The sequence below is a fragment of the Polynucleobacter sp. JS-JIR-II-b4 genome (assembly GCF_018687815.1).
Lineage (GTDB): Bacteria > Pseudomonadota > Gammaproteobacteria > Burkholderiales > Burkholderiaceae > Polynucleobacter.
In genome coordinates this window covers 898,566-913,377 of record NZ_CP061306.1, presented here as the reverse complement: position 1 = coordinate 913,377, position 14,812 = coordinate 898,566, and the positions used below count along the sequence as shown (strand labels likewise).

Annotated in this window: 18 protein-coding genes and 1 tRNA gene; 10 read left to right on the top strand and 9 right to left on the bottom strand. The window is 46.2% G+C overall.

Annotated elements, in window-relative coordinates; all coding sequences use genetic code 11:
• Positions 1–3 precede the first annotated feature (3 nt).
• Complete coding sequence (locus tag ICV90_RS04675) at positions 4–513, top strand: HPP family protein (RefSeq protein WP_071467212.1); 510 nt, start codon at positions 4–6, stop codon at positions 511–513.
• Between the two features lie 6 nt (positions 514–519).
• Here ICV90_RS04675 and ICV90_RS04670 read toward each other — a convergent pair whose 3' ends face one another.
• On the bottom strand, positions 520–1,044 hold the full coding sequence (locus ICV90_RS04670) for an HPP family protein (protein WP_071467211.1): 525 nt from the start codon (positions 1,042–1,044) through the stop codon (positions 520–522).
• Positions 1,041–2,078, bottom strand: coding sequence for an HPP family protein (locus tag ICV90_RS04665; protein ID WP_215360113.1), 1,038 nt, complete (start codon positions 2,076–2,078; stop codon positions 1,041–1,043). The genes ICV90_RS04670 and ICV90_RS04665 overlap by 4 nt, the downstream gene beginning before the upstream one ends.
• A gap of 215 nt (positions 2,079–2,293) precedes the next feature.
• Here ICV90_RS04665 and ICV90_RS04660 point away from each other — a divergent pair, with 215 nt between their 5' ends.
• Both ICV90_RS04660 and ICV90_RS04655 read left to right on the top strand, forming a co-directional pair.
• Positions 2,294–2,761 (top strand): nuclear transport factor 2 family protein, encoded by a 468-nt coding sequence (locus ICV90_RS04660; RefSeq protein ID WP_215360111.1) that lies wholly within the window; start codon positions 2,294–2,296, stop codon positions 2,759–2,761.
• Entirely contained in the window at positions 2,751–3,344 is a 594-nt protein-coding gene (locus ICV90_RS04655; protein ID WP_215360109.1) for a nitroreductase, read from the top strand. The genes ICV90_RS04660 and ICV90_RS04655 overlap by 11 nt, the downstream gene beginning before the upstream one ends.
• A 222-nt stretch (positions 3,345–3,566) precedes the next feature.
• Here ICV90_RS04655 and ICV90_RS04650 read toward each other — a convergent pair.
• Both ICV90_RS04650 and ICV90_RS04645 read right to left on the bottom strand, forming a co-directional pair.
• Positions 3,567–3,661: transfer RNA gene (locus ICV90_RS04650), tRNA-Ser, on the bottom strand.
• 72 nt (positions 3,662–3,733) lie between these two features.
• Entirely contained in the window at positions 3,734–4,984 is a 1,251-nt protein-coding gene (locus tag ICV90_RS04645) for an aspartate kinase (RefSeq protein ID WP_215360107.1), read from the bottom strand.
• 171 nt (positions 4,985–5,155) lie between these two features.
• On the opposite strand from ICV90_RS04645, the gene ICV90_RS04640 reads away from it, so the two are divergent.
• The gene (locus ICV90_RS04640; RefSeq protein WP_215360106.1) at positions 5,156–5,440 is read left to right on the top strand and encodes a hypothetical protein; all 285 of its coding nucleotides are present in this window, start codon (positions 5,156–5,158) and stop codon (positions 5,438–5,440) included.
• Positions 5,434–5,727, top strand: coding sequence for a type II toxin-antitoxin system RelE/ParE family toxin (locus ICV90_RS04635; RefSeq protein WP_215360104.1), 294 nt, complete (start codon positions 5,434–5,436; stop codon positions 5,725–5,727). Before ICV90_RS04640 ends, ICV90_RS04635 begins: the two co-directional genes overlap by 7 nt.
• On the opposite strand, the gene tilS is transcribed toward ICV90_RS04635, so the two are convergent.
• The 4 genes from tilS to cysS are packed head-to-tail and all read right to left on the bottom strand — an operon-like array spanning position 5,717 to position 10,072.
• Complete coding sequence (gene tilS, locus ICV90_RS04630) at positions 5,717–7,030, bottom strand: tRNA lysidine(34) synthetase TilS (protein WP_215360102.1); 1,314 nt, start codon at positions 7,028–7,030, stop codon at positions 5,717–5,719. The two genes, ICV90_RS04635 and tilS, sit on opposite strands and share 11 nt — an antisense overlap.
• The gene (locus ICV90_RS04625) at positions 6,996–7,967 is read right to left on the bottom strand and encodes an acetyl-CoA carboxylase carboxyltransferase subunit alpha (RefSeq protein WP_215360100.1); all 972 of its coding nucleotides are present in this window, start codon (positions 7,965–7,967) and stop codon (positions 6,996–6,998) included. Before ICV90_RS04625 ends, tilS begins: the two co-directional genes overlap by 35 nt.
• A gap of 9 nt (positions 7,968–7,976) precedes the next feature.
• A complete protein-coding gene (locus ICV90_RS04620) occupies positions 7,977–8,651 on the bottom strand; it encodes a DNA-3-methyladenine glycosylase (protein WP_215360098.1) in 675 nt (224 codons plus the stop codon).
• On the bottom strand, positions 8,651–10,072 hold the full coding sequence (gene cysS, locus ICV90_RS04615; protein ID WP_215360096.1) for a cysteine--tRNA ligase: 1,422 nt from the start codon (positions 10,070–10,072) through the stop codon (positions 8,651–8,653). Before cysS ends, ICV90_RS04620 begins: the two co-directional genes overlap by 1 nt.
• Positions 10,073–10,132: 60 nt before the next feature.
• Between cysS and ICV90_RS04610 the strand changes: the two genes are divergently transcribed.
• The 3 genes from ICV90_RS04610 to ICV90_RS04600 are packed head-to-tail and all read left to right on the top strand — an operon-like array spanning position 10,133 to position 12,301.
• Positions 10,133–11,047, top strand: a complete 915-nt coding sequence (locus ICV90_RS04610) for a M48 family metallopeptidase (protein ID WP_215360094.1) — start codon at positions 10,133–10,135, stop codon at positions 11,045–11,047.
• Positions 11,019–11,522: a peptidylprolyl isomerase gene (locus ICV90_RS04605; RefSeq protein WP_215360092.1), complete on the top strand. Its 504-nt coding sequence runs from the start codon at positions 11,019–11,021 to the stop codon at positions 11,520–11,522. Before ICV90_RS04610 ends, ICV90_RS04605 begins: the two co-directional genes overlap by 29 nt.
• Positions 11,519–12,301, top strand: a complete 783-nt coding sequence (locus tag ICV90_RS04600) for a UDP-2,3-diacylglucosamine diphosphatase (RefSeq protein WP_215360090.1) — start codon at positions 11,519–11,521, stop codon at positions 12,299–12,301. The genes ICV90_RS04605 and ICV90_RS04600 overlap by 4 nt, the downstream gene beginning before the upstream one ends.
• A 33-nt stretch (positions 12,302–12,334) precedes the next feature.
• On the opposite strand, the gene ICV90_RS04595 is transcribed toward ICV90_RS04600, so the two are convergent.
• Entirely contained in the window at positions 12,335–13,123 is a 789-nt protein-coding gene (locus ICV90_RS04595) for an inositol monophosphatase family protein (protein WP_215360088.1), read from the bottom strand.
• 140 nt (positions 13,124–13,263) lie between these two features.
• On the opposite strand from ICV90_RS04595, the gene ICV90_RS04590 reads away from it, so the two are divergent.
• Entirely contained in the window at positions 13,264–14,016 is a 753-nt protein-coding gene (locus ICV90_RS04590) for an RNA methyltransferase (RefSeq protein WP_215360086.1), read from the top strand.
• 23 nt (positions 14,017–14,039) lie between these two features.
• Positions 14,040–14,804: a serine O-acetyltransferase gene (cysE, locus tag ICV90_RS04585; protein ID WP_215360084.1), complete on the top strand. Its 765-nt coding sequence runs from the start codon at positions 14,040–14,042 to the stop codon at positions 14,802–14,804.
• Positions 14,805–14,812: the final 8 nt, after the last annotated feature.

Below are 14,812 nucleotides of genomic sequence, written 5' to 3'. Positions count from 1 at the left end.
GTCATGCTCAAAATAGTTAAACGTTTGGCATGGGTTTCGCTAGGCGCAATGGTTGCACTTGGATTGGCTTTAATTGTTACAAAACCACCGGCATCACCATTACTGCTTGCATCACTGGGTGGCTCTACGATATTTCTGTTTGGCTTGACTGGCGCTCCTGCAGCACAGCCAAGAGCTTTATTTGGCGGGCACCTCATCAGCGCACTTATTGGTATTGTCTGCTACCAGCTCTTTGATGATGCTTTATGGGTTTACTTGCTTGCGGAGGTAATTACTTTGGCGGTCTTGTTGCTTACACAAACTGTACATCCGCCAGCTGGTGCAAATCCACTTATCATGATCCAGGCGCACGCTGGCTTTGGCCATCTCGTAGCAGTAGTTTTGGTAGGGGTGACAATTCTTGCGGTTGTAGCAGCCATCTGGAGTCGCCTCACTCCCGGGAAAGCCCTGCATTACCCAGTGAAGTGGAATGAACCTTCACCACAATCCAAGGATTGGAGTGTTTGGGGGTAGCACAGCTTAGCCTAACGAACGCTTTATTAAAGCCTTGTTTAAAAAACTCGCCAAGGTCAACACAAGAGAGTCGGCCAAAACAGGATGCAAGGCAAAGTTATAGCTATTAGTTCCAGCCATTACTATAAAAATACTTAAGAAAACCGCTGGCGGATGCATACACCCCAGTAAATACATTCCAACTATCGTGCCAATGACGGCGAATGGAATGCCCACAGAAATCGATGGCATCAGATAAACACAAATGAAGGCTACGCAGGAAGCTAATAGATTTGCCTCTATTAAAGTTAAGGGCGAAAAGAATTTACTATTGGGAAATAGGAAAATGCATAAAGCGCTGACTCCAAAAACTGCCGTCACCATGTTCTCATCTTGAGTCATATCACCCCATAGAAGATTCAATAGGGCTATCGCAAAAATAGTTAGGCCAACACCAATCGATACTCGCAACCTATCAAACCAAGAGTATTGGTCCTGAGGTGGTGCAATTTGATGAAAGAAATTAATCAGTTTTCTGAAAATATTTTTCATCTGATATCAATGGATTGGTCAATAGCTTTTACAAAGTCAGACTGAGTAATCATTCCTACCAACTGCTTATTATCATTAATTACGGGGATATGGTGATGACCATCACCACAAAATATCTCAGCCAAGTCAAGCATATTTCGATCTTCACTAATTACCCTTACCGGCTTACTCATTACCTGTCCAACTGCATTTGGTAAGCTATTTAAGCCAGGAACAGCGGCTCGCATAAACCCCCTGATGCGTTGCCCAAAGCTTTGATGAAAATCAACCGCCGCACTTTTAATAAAGTCCTCTAAAGTAATGATCCCAAGCACCCTACGTGCGCCATCTATCACCGGTAACGCTTTAACATGACGATTGCGTAAAAGATTCCATGCCTGATCCAAAGGTGAATCCATGCCAACATATAAGACTTCAGTGGTCATAATATTTTTACACAGCATACCTTGCAACTTCTTTTGATATGCCCCATGCTCAACTTGAGAAATCAGATTGGCTAAATCATCCTTACTGATATCTAGTACTTGGTTATAGCTCTCCAAGACAGCGTTAATTTCTTGGTCCTCGATCTTACGATTTCGTTTTTGCAGTGGAGATGAATCCAAGACGGCCTTAGGGCGTTGCGGATATGGCCTGCCCGTTAGGGAGTTATAAATAACTGCGCACAAAACCAATAAAACAGCATTACCCAAGACCGGGAAAAGCACAAAATGAAAGTCTACCATTCCGCCCAAAGGAATCAAAAGGGCCAAAGCTGCAGCAGGCGCGTGTAAGCAACGCAAAGTAAACATTGCCAAAATTGCGAGCCCAACGGACAGGGGGATTAATAATGGCAATTCGTGAACAAACTGCGTACAAGCAACACCTATCAAAGCAGAAACGCAACTACCCCCTATAACCGCCCATGGTTGCGCCATTGGGCTTGAGGGCAAGACAAATAATAAAAATGCAGTGGCACCCATCGAGGCGACAATCCATGGTGATGCGTTTCCGTAACTTGCAAGCAATAAACCAAGACCCATTATTGCGAGCAAGCCCAGCACAACTCCTAAAGCCGATCTAAACCTCTCTAACCAAGAAACTGAGGTAGTTTCCGGAAGAAAAATGGTAATTAACTTTTTAAAAAAATGTCTCAAAAGCGATCTCATTAAAGGCTTATTTTGAATGCACCAAAAGTGGTACTAATTTTGCTATTGTATGCAAATCCCTGTTTATTCTTATTATTCCGAAAGATTAACCGCAAAGTACTATGGAACAAAAACTACCCCTACCCCCTTTTACTAAAGAAACAGCAATTCAAAAAATTCGAATGGCTGAAGATGCTTGGAATACAAGAGATCCCGAGAAGGTTTCCCTGGTTTATACGGAAGATACTATTTGGCGAAATCGGGCTGAATTCCCTAAAGGCAGAGAACAAGTCAAAGAGTTTCTTCGCCGCAAATGGGCCAAGGAGCTTGACTACCGCCTGATTAAGGAATTATGGGCATTTACAGATAACCGCATTGCGGTTCGTTTTGCCTACGAATGTCATGATGACTCTGGTAACTGGTCGCGAAGCTTTGGTAATGAGAATTGGGAGTTCAATGAAAATGGTTTCATGATGAGACGTTTCGCTAGCATCAATGATTTACCCATTAAAGAATCTGACCGAAAGTTTTTTTGGCCCCTAGGAAGAAGGCCTGATGACCATCCAGGACTAAGTGATTTTGGCTTCTGATAATTTAGATTCACTCGGAGGCTTTGCTCATGCGCTGATCCATAGTCGCCAGCATGTTTCTCCTAAAAGACTGATTGCACCAGGCCCTAACCTACCCCAGAAATTAGAAATTTTGAATGCGGCTGGAGCCGCTCCCGACCATGGAAAGGTAACGCCTTGGCACTTTTATGAAGTCAGTCCCGAAAGTCGTAATTTATTAGGTGACTTATTTGCAGACGCACTCATAGCAAGAGACCCAAGCGCAACGCTAACTCAAATTGATGAAGCAAAGCAGAAAGCTTTTCGAGGCCCCTTGCTTTTATTGGCAACCGCTAAGCTGAACAATGAACTTGACAATATTCCCGAGCAAGAAAAACTCATCTCCGCAGGGTGTGCAATTCAAAATATTTTGCTAATGGCTAATGCTTTAGGATTTGGCTCAGGACTATCAAGCGGTAAGGCTCTTTACAGCCAAAAGATGAGGGAATTATTTTTATTTAAAGATAAAGAGGAGCCTCTGTGCTTCATCACTATCGGCACTATCTCGGTTCATAAGCCCAATAAGCATAGGCCTGATGCAAATTTTTACAGTTCAGTTTTCTAGCTGAATCTATTGAACTTTTTTAGCTTCTCAACAATTAATTAACCATGCCATCAAGGTGTGCTGAGTAATCGTTAGCTTAAATTGCATTAGCCACACATCCGGAATCAAATATTGCTTGAGTGGTAAGCGTACTGGTAAGCGGGAGTAATAAAGAAAAAGCCCCGTTTATGGGGCTAAGTCATTGATGCATATAGTGAAAAACAGAAAAAATGCCAAAAGTGCTGGCGGAGACGAGAGGATTCGAACCTCCGATCAGAGTTTTAGCCCCGATGCTCCCTTAGCAGGGGAGTGCCTTCGACCAGCTCGGCCACGTCTCCGTACTTCTTACTATTACAACGCCCCACAGTTTAACGGATAACCGCTTCTGAGGGGTTTATTACGCTTTTTAGTTACTTCTGGTCCAGCTCAAATGCCTTGTGCAAGGCGCGTACAGCCAATTCCATGTATTTCTCATCAATGACCACAGAGATCTTGATTTCGCTAGTAGAGATCATCAAGATATTGATGCCCTCTTCCGACAAAGTGCGGAACATCTTGCTGGCGATACCAACATGGGAACGCATACCAACACCAACAACTGAAACCTTAGAGACTTTTGGATCGCCAGAGATTTCTTTTGCCTCAATATGCGCTTGCACAGTGTTCTTGAGCAAGTCCAATGCTTTTTGATAATCAGCACGCGGCACTGTGAAAGTAAAGTCTGTTTTACCCTCAACTGATTGGTTCTGAATAATCATATCCACATCAATATTGGCATCCGCAATCGGACCAAGAATTTGATATGCAATACCTGGACGATCAGGAACTCCAAGAACGGTAATCTTCGCTTCATCACGCGCAAAGGCGATGCCGGAAATAACTGCGGCTTCCATAGTGCTGTCCTCTTCAAATGTAATCAAGGTGCCCGACTTCATCTCAATGTCTAAAGGCATCAATGGGTCTGTCAATGAAGACAGAACCCGGGTTTTAACTTTGTACTTACCAGCAAATTCCACTGAACGGATCTGCAATACCTTTGAACCTAAGCTTGCCATTTCTAGCATCTCTTCAAAAGTAATCTTATCTAAGCGACGTGCATCTTCACAAACACGGGGGTCAGTTGTGTACACACCATCAACGTCTGTGTAGATTAAGCACTCATCGGCTTTCAGGGCTGCTGCCATCGCTACTGCTGATGTATCAGAACCACCGCGACCTAGCGTGGTGATATTGCCGTTAGGATCAACACCCTGGAAACCAGTAACAACAACTGCACGACCAGCATTCAGGTCTTTGAGAATCTTGTCGCTCTCAATGCTCTTAATACGCGCTTTAGTAAATGCAGAATCCGTGTGGACTGTTACTTGCCAACCAGCGTAACTCACTGCATCGATACCCTCACGGATTAATGCCAGAGCTAATAAGCCAGAACTAACCTGCTCACCAGTAGATGCAATTTGATCTAACTCGCGTGGGTTTGCATCCGGGTTGATTTCTTTTGCAAGGCCGAGCAAGCGATTGGTTTCGCCAGACATAGCCGAGGGCACGACCACCACTTGGTGGCCTGCACGCATCCATTTGGCAACGCGCTTGGCAACATTGGCAATGCGCTCAGTTGAACCCATTGAGGTGCCGCCGTACTTATGAACGATAAGAGCCATAAAAACCGTCTATTTAACTATCTGTAACAAGGAAATGAATCCTTGGAGGTCTAAAAAGGGCTTATTTTACAGGGTTTTGTAGGGCTTAAGACCAACTCGTTGACTTTGCTCTAGTGCCGGTTTAGCATGGTGTTACTTTAGTGTTACCTTAATGTTTCCTTTGGAGCTTCCATGAGCCCTGTAAGTACGACCTCCCTCAAACTCACTGATGAAATCAAGCTCCAAGCAGCTAATGCCGCCAAAGATCTTGGCATTACTACACACGCCTTTATGGTGGAAGCAATTAAGCAAGCAAGCATCAATGCGGAATTGCGAAGATCTTTTATTGAAGACGCTAACAATGCTCGCAAGGAGGCTTTACAAGAAGGTAAAGTGCATGATGCAGAAAAAGTCTTCAAACATTTAAAAGCGCGCATTGCCGGTAAGAAGTCAACCTTGAAAGCAGCGAATTGGTAAGAATTGTTTTCTCCCCAAGAGCCCTATTAGATCTCGAGAGACTTACTGACTTTTTAGTTGAAAGTGATAAAAATGCTGCTCTAGTTACTTTAGAAATTATTGAGAGCGCAGTTCAGATATTGTCTGAACACCCTTACATCGGTCGCACCTGCGATGCCCACATCAGAGAGTTAATTATCTCCCGCGGAAAGTCTGGTTACGTAGCGCTATACAGCTTTGATGAAACTAAAAATGCCGTGCTCATTTGCACCATACGTCATCAAAAAGAATCTGGGATTACGCCTTAGTCCAAATTGGCAGGACACGCTTGCCAGCCGAAGTCAGATGTGGGTAACTAAGCCCAATACCTGCCACCGCGATCAATTCATCATTGATATAGAGCAAGGGTGCCTGACGCTCCCAGGGTGGTATATCAGCCTCCTGGTAGAGGTTTTTAAGGGTTTTACGGGGCGTCTTAGGCTTAATCTGGATTTTCTCCGAGCCTAAGCGCTCTCTAAGGGTGATTTGATTATTCTTTTGGGCAGCTTTTACCCAATCTGCAGGAAGGCCCAATTGCCTGGAATTCGCTGGCAATGATTTGAGAACCCAACGCCCTTCTTCTGAATTGGGTACTTGCAGTGCCCCACGCCATAGGTAGATTTTTCTCTCATCATGCAACCACTCTAATTTGGCATCTACCTTGACTTTAGCAAGATCGCGCCACCAAGCTTGAAGACGCTCTTGAGATGGCATCGCCAACTGTTGCGTTTGCAACCAATAGCGCAAGACATTGTTTGCTGCCGGTAAATCATCTTTAGCAAGAGCTAGTAATAGGCTTACTTTCAATTGATCTTTAATGAGAATACTTTTGCCATCTTGTGTTGCCAGTCGGTTAAGCAGTGTTTGCGCTTCGCCAAGAAGCTCTGCACTGCGCGCCATATTGGCTAATGCTTCTGGTTGAATCTTTTCTAGTGCTGGAATAATTCTTTTACGGACGGCATTACGGCGATATTTTGTATCTTGATTGCTGGGATCTTCAATCCATTGGAGCTTATGCTCTTTTGCGTAAGCCTCAAGCTCTTGTCTACTTTGATTTAAAAGTGGTCGCCATAGGGTGGGAGTTTGATTGCTTGAAACTCCCCTACTGGTTGGCATACCAGACAAGCCAGCTACGCCCGAGCCACGCAGGAGCTGCAGGAGAACGGTTTCTGCTTGATCGTTTTGGTGATGAGCCAAGAGTAAATCTTCGATTCCATATTCTTCACACAGGTCGGCGAGCGCCTCGTAACGACCTGCTCTTGCCCTTGCCTCAACATTACCCTGTTCATTGGAATTATCTAAATGCAGAAGGCGAAAATCAAAATGGATCTTGTATTTTTTTGCCAAGTTCTCACAAAAGATTAACCAGTCATCCGCTGGCTTTTGTAAACCATGATGGATATGGAATGCGTAGATTTGGTCTTTGGCTTGGTTTTTGTTTTGTGTAGTTGCTTTAGCTTGTGCCTTACAAACCATGTCAAGCAACACAACCGAATCGAGGCCGCCACTGAGGGCAACCGCAATTCGTTTTCCTAGCTTAGGACTTTGCTGTGATTTCCTTGAACTTGCCATAGCTCATCAAACGCTCATGACGACGCTCAAGCAATGCGTCTACTTTCATGCCATCAAACGTCTTTAAAGATTCAGTAAGTGCTTTGCGCATATTGCTCATCATATTGTCGTAATCACGATGTGCACCACCAATAGGCTCAGCAACGATCTTATCGATTAGACCCAAAGCCTTTAAGCGCTGAGCTGTGAGGCCCAGCTGCTCAGCGGCCTCAGGAGCCTTATCGGCAGTCTTCCAGAGGATAGAGGCGCAGCCTTCAGGCGAGATTACTGAGTAAGTGGAGTTCTGCAACATTAAGACCACATCGCCCATAGCAATTGCTAACGCACCACCGGAACCACCTTCACCAATAATGGTGGCGATGATTGGAACCTCAAGCTCTGCTTGCACAAACAAATTGCGACCAATCGCTTCAGACTGATTGCGCTCTTCTGCATCAATACCAGGGAATGCGCCTGGGGTATCAACAAAAGTAAATACCGGAATGCCAAACTTTTCTGCAAGGCGCATGAGGCGCATTGCTTTGCGATAACCTTCTGGACGACTCATACCAAAGTTTCGGAGAGCGCGCTCTTTGGTATCGCGACCCTTTTGATGACCAATCACCATGCAGGGCTGATTTTCAAAACGGGCTAATCCAGCGATGATCGATTGGTCATCTGCAAAAGTACGATCACCGTGAAGCTCATGAAAGTCGGTAAATAAGGCACCAACATAATCTAGCGTGTATGGACGCTGAGGATGACGCGCTACTTGTGAGACCTGCCAAGGGGTGAGATTGGCATAAACATCTTTTGTTAATTGCTGGCTTTTTTCGGCGAGCGTTTTGATCTCATCGGAGATGTCTACCGATGACTCATCTTGCACAAAACGCAGCTCTTCAATCTTTGACTCTAATTCGGCGATTTGCTGCTCAAAATCCAGGAAAGTCGTTTTCATAGTCTGATTTTAATATTCAACCGGGACGGGGTCGATACTTCTCCACATATACCAAGTGGCAACCGTACGCCACGGGGCCCAATTGGCCGCCACCTCCCTAGCCTCATGGCGGCTAACAGGCTCGCCACTGAAGTAATTGAGGGAAATAGCCTTAATTAGACCAACATCGTCTAGAGGGAGGATATTAGGGCGAACCATATTAAAAATGAGGAACATTTCAGCAGTCCAGCGGCCAATTCCCCGAATAGCGCTTAATTCTTTGATCACGCTCTCATCATCCATATCCTTCCACTGATTGGCATGGAGGCGACCGGAATCAAAGTGATCCGCCAAATCGCGGATGTACTCTACCTTGCGTCCAGATAATCCAGCGGCGCGCAACTCCTCTACAGAGAGGGCAAGGATATTTTTAGGGGTGACTTTCTTTTTGCTAGCGGCAACCACTCTATTCCAAACAGATTGGGCCGCTGCCACTGAAATCTGCTGCCCCACAATCGATCTCGCCAAAGTATTAAATGAATCGCCGCGTGTCACTAAAAATCCAGATCCAATTTTAGGAATCAGTTTTTTCAGAATACGATCGTGCTTCATCAATTCCTTGCAAGCCTGCTCCCAATAGTCTGGAGCAATTTCTTGCAAGATTGATTCTGCTTTTTCTACTTTTATTTCTTTTACTACAGTCATTAAGCCCTACGCCATTCTGTTAAGCCGCCGGGTTTATCTTCCAGAACAATTCCTTGCTCTAATAATGTCTTACGAATTGAGTCCGCTTGGGCAAAATCTTTTGCCTGTTTAGCGGCTACACGTGCAGCGATACGCTCTTCAATTTGTGCAGGACTTAAGCCATCCTGATCTTTGGAGCCTGCTTGCAAAAATGCGGTTGGATCACGCTGCAAGAAATTCAGGGAAGCGCCGAGAGCCTTCATTGTATTGGCGAGTAATTGCTTTTCATCACCTTGCGCGCGGTTGACTTCGCTGGCCAGGTCAAACAAGACTGCAATCGCTTCAGGTGTATTGAAATCATCATTCATGGCATCCGCAAAACGCTTAGCCCATGGATTATGTGGATCTAGATTAATTGATTGGGCTTTTGGGGCTTGAGCCAATGCGGTATATAGACGACCAAGGCCTGAGCGCGCCTCTTCTAGTTGTGCATCGCTGTAATTAATCGGGCTACGGTAATGTGCCTTCAGCATGAAGAAACGCAATACTTCTGGATCAAAGCTTTTTAAGACATCTCGTATTAAAAAGAAGTTGCCCAATGACTTGGACATTTTCTCTTCATTCACCCGAATGTGGCCGTTATGCATCCAGTAGTTAACGAAGGGGGCATCATCTTCTTTACGGTCTTTGCCATACAAAGCGCCTTCGCTTTGCGCAATTTCATTTTCGTGGTGCGGGAATTGCAAATCGGCACCGCCACCATGAATATCAAAATGCTCGCCCAGTAAGTCACAAGACATTGCTGAGCACTCAATATGCCAGCCTGGACGGCCTTCGCCCCAGGGCGATTTCCAGCGAGTATCAGCCGGCTCTTCTGCTTTAGCACTTTTCCATAAAACAAAATCCAGTGGGTCACGTTTGCCATCACCCACTGCCACCCGCTCACCAGCATGTAATTCATCAAGCGACTTACCAGATAGCTGACCATAACGTGGCAATAAACGCACCGCAAAATTGACATCACCATCATTAGCTTGATAAGCCAATTCGTTTTCAATAAGCCTGCCAATCATGCCCTGCATTTGGGCGATGTAATCGGTAGCGCGCGGCTCTTGATCGGGATGCATTAAACCCAACTCATCCGAGTCGGCATGCATCGCATCGATAAAGCGATTGGTTAATACAGAAATAGGTTCGCCATTCTCAATGGCACGATTGATGATTTTGTCATCAATATCGGTGATATTGCGCACATAAAGCACTTCATAACCGCTAGCCCTAAGCCAACGAACCACCATATCAAAGACGATCATGACCCTGGCATGGCCAATATGACAAAAGTCATAAACCGTCATGCCGCAGACGTACATCTTGACCTTGCCCGGCACTATGGGCTTAAAGACCTGTTTAGAACGGCTAAGGGTGTTATAGATTTGCAGCATAGGGCTATAAAGGTGGGGCAAGTAGCGCCAATTTGTTAGACTGAGCGCTGAGTATATCGAATGAGCCCGTTTCACACCCCTTCCTCTATGCCCCACAACGCCCCAGCGCCACACCTTGCCCTGAATAAGGTCTTAGTCCCAGCTTTTGCCACTTTGGTATCACTGGTACTTATGACAGGCTGCAGCACGCCTGCCCAGCAACGTGCCGATGCTGAAATTCAGGCATTAAATGCCCAGGAAATGAAGTCAGGCCAAATGGCTCCACAACCCTATTTAGGCGGTTACAGCCCAACTGATCCCCCTAGGTTATCGGCGGATATGGGCTATGACCCATTAAACCCAGAGTTATCGGAGACCGTTGGCGTCCCATTTTTATCCTTCTTGATTATTGAGCCGGATCCCATCACCAAAAATGCGGTGCCATCCGATGTAGAAAAACTGATCAAGGCACGAAAATACCAAGATGCGGTTACCCAAATCAATATGGATCTCAAGAAGACACCACGCAATGTGCAATTGCGTTTTGTAAAAGCCCGCTTACAAATTGAGATGCGCCAATTCGATCAAGCGAAAAAAACCTTGATTGAAATTACCCAGCAGTTCCCTGAATTACCAGAACCCTATAACAATCTTGCCGCGATAGCTGCCAACCAAGGTCAATGGATTGAAGCGCGAGATTATTTAGAGCTTGCATTAAAGCTGCGTCCTAGCTATGCCATTGCCTCAGCTAATTTGGGTGAGATCTATATTCGCCTTGGCGCTCAAGCGTATGAAGACGCTGCGAAAAATGCAACGCTGAATCAGCGTCAATACTCCAACCGCGCTAAAGCACTCTTAGATGTGCTCAAGCCCCCTGCAAAGCGCCCCGTTAATCGCGCCCTCAATTCTGCAGATTCTCTGCCTAGCAATACTCCATCCACTAACCCTCTAGAAAGTAGACCTAATAATGGCGAAAGTACTCTTAAAAACCAATAAGGGTGAGATCACCCTCACTCTTGACGCAGCTAAGGCACCGAAAAGTGTTGCTAACTTTTTGCAGTATGTAAAAAGCGGTCATTACGATGGCACGATTTTCCACCGCGTCATTGATAACTTTATGGTGCAAGGCGGCGGCATGACTGCCGGCATGAAGCAAAAGCCAACAGGTGCAGAAATTGAAAACGAAGCCAATAATGGCCTTAAGAATGATCGCTACACTGTAGCCATGGCGCGTACCAGCGACCCTCATTCTGCAACCGCTCAATTCTTCATCAATGTGAATGACAACGATTTCTTAAACCACACTGCTCCGAATGCCCAAGGCTGGGGTTATGCGGTATTCGGAAAAGTTACTGGCGGCATGGATGTTGTTGACACCATTCGCAAAGTCAAAACTGGTAGCTCCGGCTTTCACCAAGATGTTCCTGCTGAAGATGTTGTGATTGAGAAGGCTACTGTTCTCGAGGAATGATTCCGCAACACGCGAGCGCGCTGCTCATATCAGACTTACACCTCACGCCGTCAATGCCCTTGACGGCGCAACGCTTTTTTGACTTCTGTGAAAAAGACGCCCCTAAAGTTGAGGCTGTATTTATTCTAGGTGACTTATTTGAGTATTGGGTTGGTGACGATGCATCCGCATCCTCACCTTTTCAACAAGAAGTTCAGCGTGCCATCGCCAATCTTTCTGCCAAAGTAAAAACGTATTACATCCATGGCAATCGAGATTTTTTAATCGGCAAAAGTTTTATTAAAAAGACTGGCATGACGCTCTTGCCAGACCCTAGCGTAGTCGAATTAGCTTCACACAAATGGGTCTTAGCCCATGGTGATGCTTTATGTACCGCAGACTTTGGCTATCAGGTATTTCGTAGTTGGGTTAGAAAACCTTGGGTGCAAAAACTCTTTTTAACCTTGCCCGTCAATTGGCGCAGAGGTGTTGCCCAACATTTACGTAGCAATAGCCATAGCCAATATCAAACACAGCAACGCTCGGCTGCAAGTCAACTCAAAATGGATGTCACGCGAGAAGCTTGTGCAACTGTGATGAAAGATCAATCTGGAGACAGATTGATTCATGGGCATACTCACTTGCCAGCCCATCATGAAGAATCTTTGGATACCCAGGCTTGGCAGCGCTGGGTTTTATCTGACTGGGATCTCGATCACCCTGAGAGCCTTCACCCTCGGGCAAGCGCCCTACTGATCGATAGTGCTGGAGCGCGCTATCTCGACCTCATTAAGCACTAAGCACTACTGACTTCTCGAGTCGAGAAATGTCTATTAAGAAACTGAGTACTTAGAGAGCGACTGCACCATCTGCGCAAAGATGCGTGGATTAGCAGCCATGACTTCACCGCTTTTCAGAAAGCCTTCTTCGCCGCGATAGTTACCAATCAGTCCGCCCGCTTCAGTGATCAGCAAAGCACCAGCAGCCATGTCCCATGGTTTGAGATCGCTCTCAAAAAATCCATCGTAACGACCAGCTGCTACATAAGCCAAATCCAATGATGCAGCACCTGGGCGACGCAAGCCCGCGCATTGACGTGACATTTCGGCAAAGATCTTTAAATACTTTTCTAAGTCCTGGTCTTCACGATATGGAAAGCCAGTACCGAGTAAAGAATTTGCCAAGCGATCTTGAGTGGCTACACGTAAACGCCGACGATCCAAATATGCGCCCGCACCACGGGTAGCGGTGAATAACTCATCACGTGTTGGGTCATAAACTACGGCTTGTTGAGTCACGCCATTGACTGCGAGCGCAATCGAAACCGCATACTGCGGAAAGCCGTGAATGAAATTAGTTGTGCCATCGAGTGGATCAATGATCCATACGTTTTCTGCATCGGCATTGTGCCCGCCTGTTTCTTCAGCTAAAAATCCATGAGTTGGATAGGCTTCGCTAAGCGTTTCAATGATGGCCGCTTCTGCGGCTTTGTCCACCTCGGTGACGAAATCGTTGTGTTGCTTACGGTCAACTTGCAAGCGCTCCAAATTCAAAGAAGCACGATTAATGACTGTTCCAGCGCGACGGGCGGCCTTGACGGCCACATTTAACATGGGATGCATAGTATTGATGGACAAATTAAATAAGAACAAGCTCCTTGTAATGCCTGCAAAAAGGAAAATTGCGTGACAATACGAAGCTAACAGACTGATTCTAAACGATTAGCATCTATTACCCCCTATAAACACCCCCATTGGCATTGATGAATATCGACAAATCTGAACTACTGCGCTGGGTTTTAGTCGAAACCAGTCACCCAGGAAATGTGGGTTCTGCTGCTCGCGCCCTTAAAACGATGGGCTTTAGCGACCTGCGCCTTATTAATCCTAAGATCAAGGGTGTAGCAACAAATCCCGATGCAATCGCTCTAGCCAGCGGTGCGGCAGATATCCTTGAGTGCTCCTCAGAAACCAGCTCCCTATCTTCCGCCGTAGAGGGTTGCTCACTAGTTTTAGGCTTAACCAGCCGTGATCGAGAATTTGGCCCGCCAGCCTTAGACTGGGAGACCGCTCGGACCTTAATAGCCGATACGACATCAGTAGGAGGACAGGTTGCCCTGCTCTTTGGTCCAGAAAGAACTGGCTTGGATAACGATCATTTGGCCTTATGCACCCATAGAGTCTGGTTAGATGCCAATCCGGACTACCCGTCTCTTAACCTGGCACAGGCAATTATGGTCTGCGCCTACACCCTTAGGGAAACACTCTCCCGGCATTTGGGCGGGCGAAATGCCTTATCTAGCCGGGAAGAAATGGCTGATTTTGCCGACCCTGCGGCCGTTGCAGCGATGGTGGAACATTGGCGCGAAGGTTTGGAAGCAATTGGGTATTTAGATCCAGCCAACCCCAAGAAACTGATGCCCCGTATTCAAGCGCTGTTTGCTCGTAGCCGCCTTCATAAAGAAGAGATTGATCTGCTGCGCGGTATTGCAAAACAGATGCTCCTGAGAAAATAAGCGCATCCCGTTAAAATCAAGCTATGTCAAATCCCTTATTCGACCAAGTCGACTCCATTATTGCCAGAGACCCAGCAGCCCGGAATCGTCTCGAGGTCATCACTTGCTACCAAGGCTTGCATGCAGTTTGGCTGCATCGCATCTCCCATTTTCTGTGGAATCTTGGTCTGAAATGGCTTGCCCGTGTGCTGTCCATGTTTGCGCGTTTTTTCACGGGGATAGAAATTCATCCTGGCGCAAAGATTGGTCGCCGAGTATTTCTGGATCATGGACTTGGCATTGTGATTGGCGAGACCACAGAAATTGGTGATGACTGCACGATTTATCAAGGCGTTACCTTGGGCGGTACTTCGCTTTATAAAGGCGTTAAACGCCACCCTACTCTTGGTAAAGGTGTTGTGGTCAGTGCTGGTGCAAAAGTTCTCGGTGGATTTACTGTAGGCGATGGCGCACGCGTTGGATCCAATGCCGTAGTACTAAAAGAAATTCCTGCGGGTGCGACTGCTGTTGGTATTCCTGCGCGCATCCTGCATCCAGATTTACCGCAAAGTCCTGATAGCAAAACAAAAGAATATTTTTCTGCTTATGGAGTGACACCGAATGTAGATGATCCTGTATCAATGGCACTCAAAGGTTTAATTGATGCCACGATCGAACAGGAAGCCAAGATTGCAGCGCTAGAGAAGGCATTAGCCAAGTTAAGCAACACCCCTGCTGGCATTGATGCTGAAGGCTCTAGTGATACCAAACGCGACCTTGATGCGATTAAACAGTGGTTGAGAGAATAGTGATTCTT

Bases quoted from the DNA above. Each gene is read 5' to 3' on its own strand.
- ICV90_RS04675 (WP_071467212.1), top strand. From the start codon at position 4: ATGCTCAAAATAGTTAAACGTTTGGCATGGGTTTCGCTAGGCGCAATG.
- ICV90_RS04670 (WP_071467211.1), bottom strand. From the start codon at position 1,044: ATGAAAAATATTTTCAGAAAACTGATTAATTTCTTTCATCAAATTGCA.
- ICV90_RS04660 (WP_215360111.1), top strand. From the start codon at position 2,294: ATGGAACAAAAACTACCCCTACCCCCTTTTACTAAAGAAACAGCAATT.
- ICV90_RS04645 (WP_215360107.1), bottom strand. From the start codon at position 4,984: ATGGCTCTTATCGTTCATAAGTACGGCGGCACCTCAATGGGTTCAACT.
- ICV90_RS04640 (WP_215360106.1), top strand. From the start codon at position 5,156: ATGAGCCCTGTAAGTACGACCTCCCTCAAACTCACTGATGAAATCAAG.
- tilS (WP_215360102.1), bottom strand. From the start codon at position 7,030: ATGGCAAGTTCAAGGAAATCACAGCAAAGTCCTAAGCTAGGAAAACGA.
- ICV90_RS04625 (WP_215360100.1), bottom strand. From the start codon at position 7,967: ATGAAAACGACTTTCCTGGATTTTGAGCAGCAAATCGCCGAATTAGAG.
- ICV90_RS04620 (WP_215360098.1), bottom strand. From the start codon at position 8,651: ATGACTGTAGTAAAAGAAATAAAAGTAGAAAAAGCAGAATCAATCTTG.
- cysS (WP_215360096.1), bottom strand. From the start codon at position 10,072: ATGCTGCAAATCTATAACACCCTTAGCCGTTCTAAACAGGTCTTTAAG.
- ICV90_RS04610 (WP_215360094.1), top strand. From the start codon at position 10,133: ATGAGCCCGTTTCACACCCCTTCCTCTATGCCCCACAACGCCCCAGCG.
- ICV90_RS04605 (WP_215360092.1), top strand. From the start codon at position 11,019: ATGGCGAAAGTACTCTTAAAAACCAATAAGGGTGAGATCACCCTCACT.
- ICV90_RS04600 (WP_215360090.1), top strand. From the start codon at position 11,519: ATGATTCCGCAACACGCGAGCGCGCTGCTCATATCAGACTTACACCTC.
- ICV90_RS04595 (WP_215360088.1), bottom strand. From the start codon at position 13,123: ATGCATCCCATGTTAAATGTGGCCGTCAAGGCCGCCCGTCGCGCTGGA.
- ICV90_RS04590 (WP_215360086.1), top strand. From the start codon at position 13,264: ATGAATATCGACAAATCTGAACTACTGCGCTGGGTTTTAGTCGAAACC.
- cysE (WP_215360084.1), top strand. From the start codon at position 14,040: ATGTCAAATCCCTTATTCGACCAAGTCGACTCCATTATTGCCAGAGAC.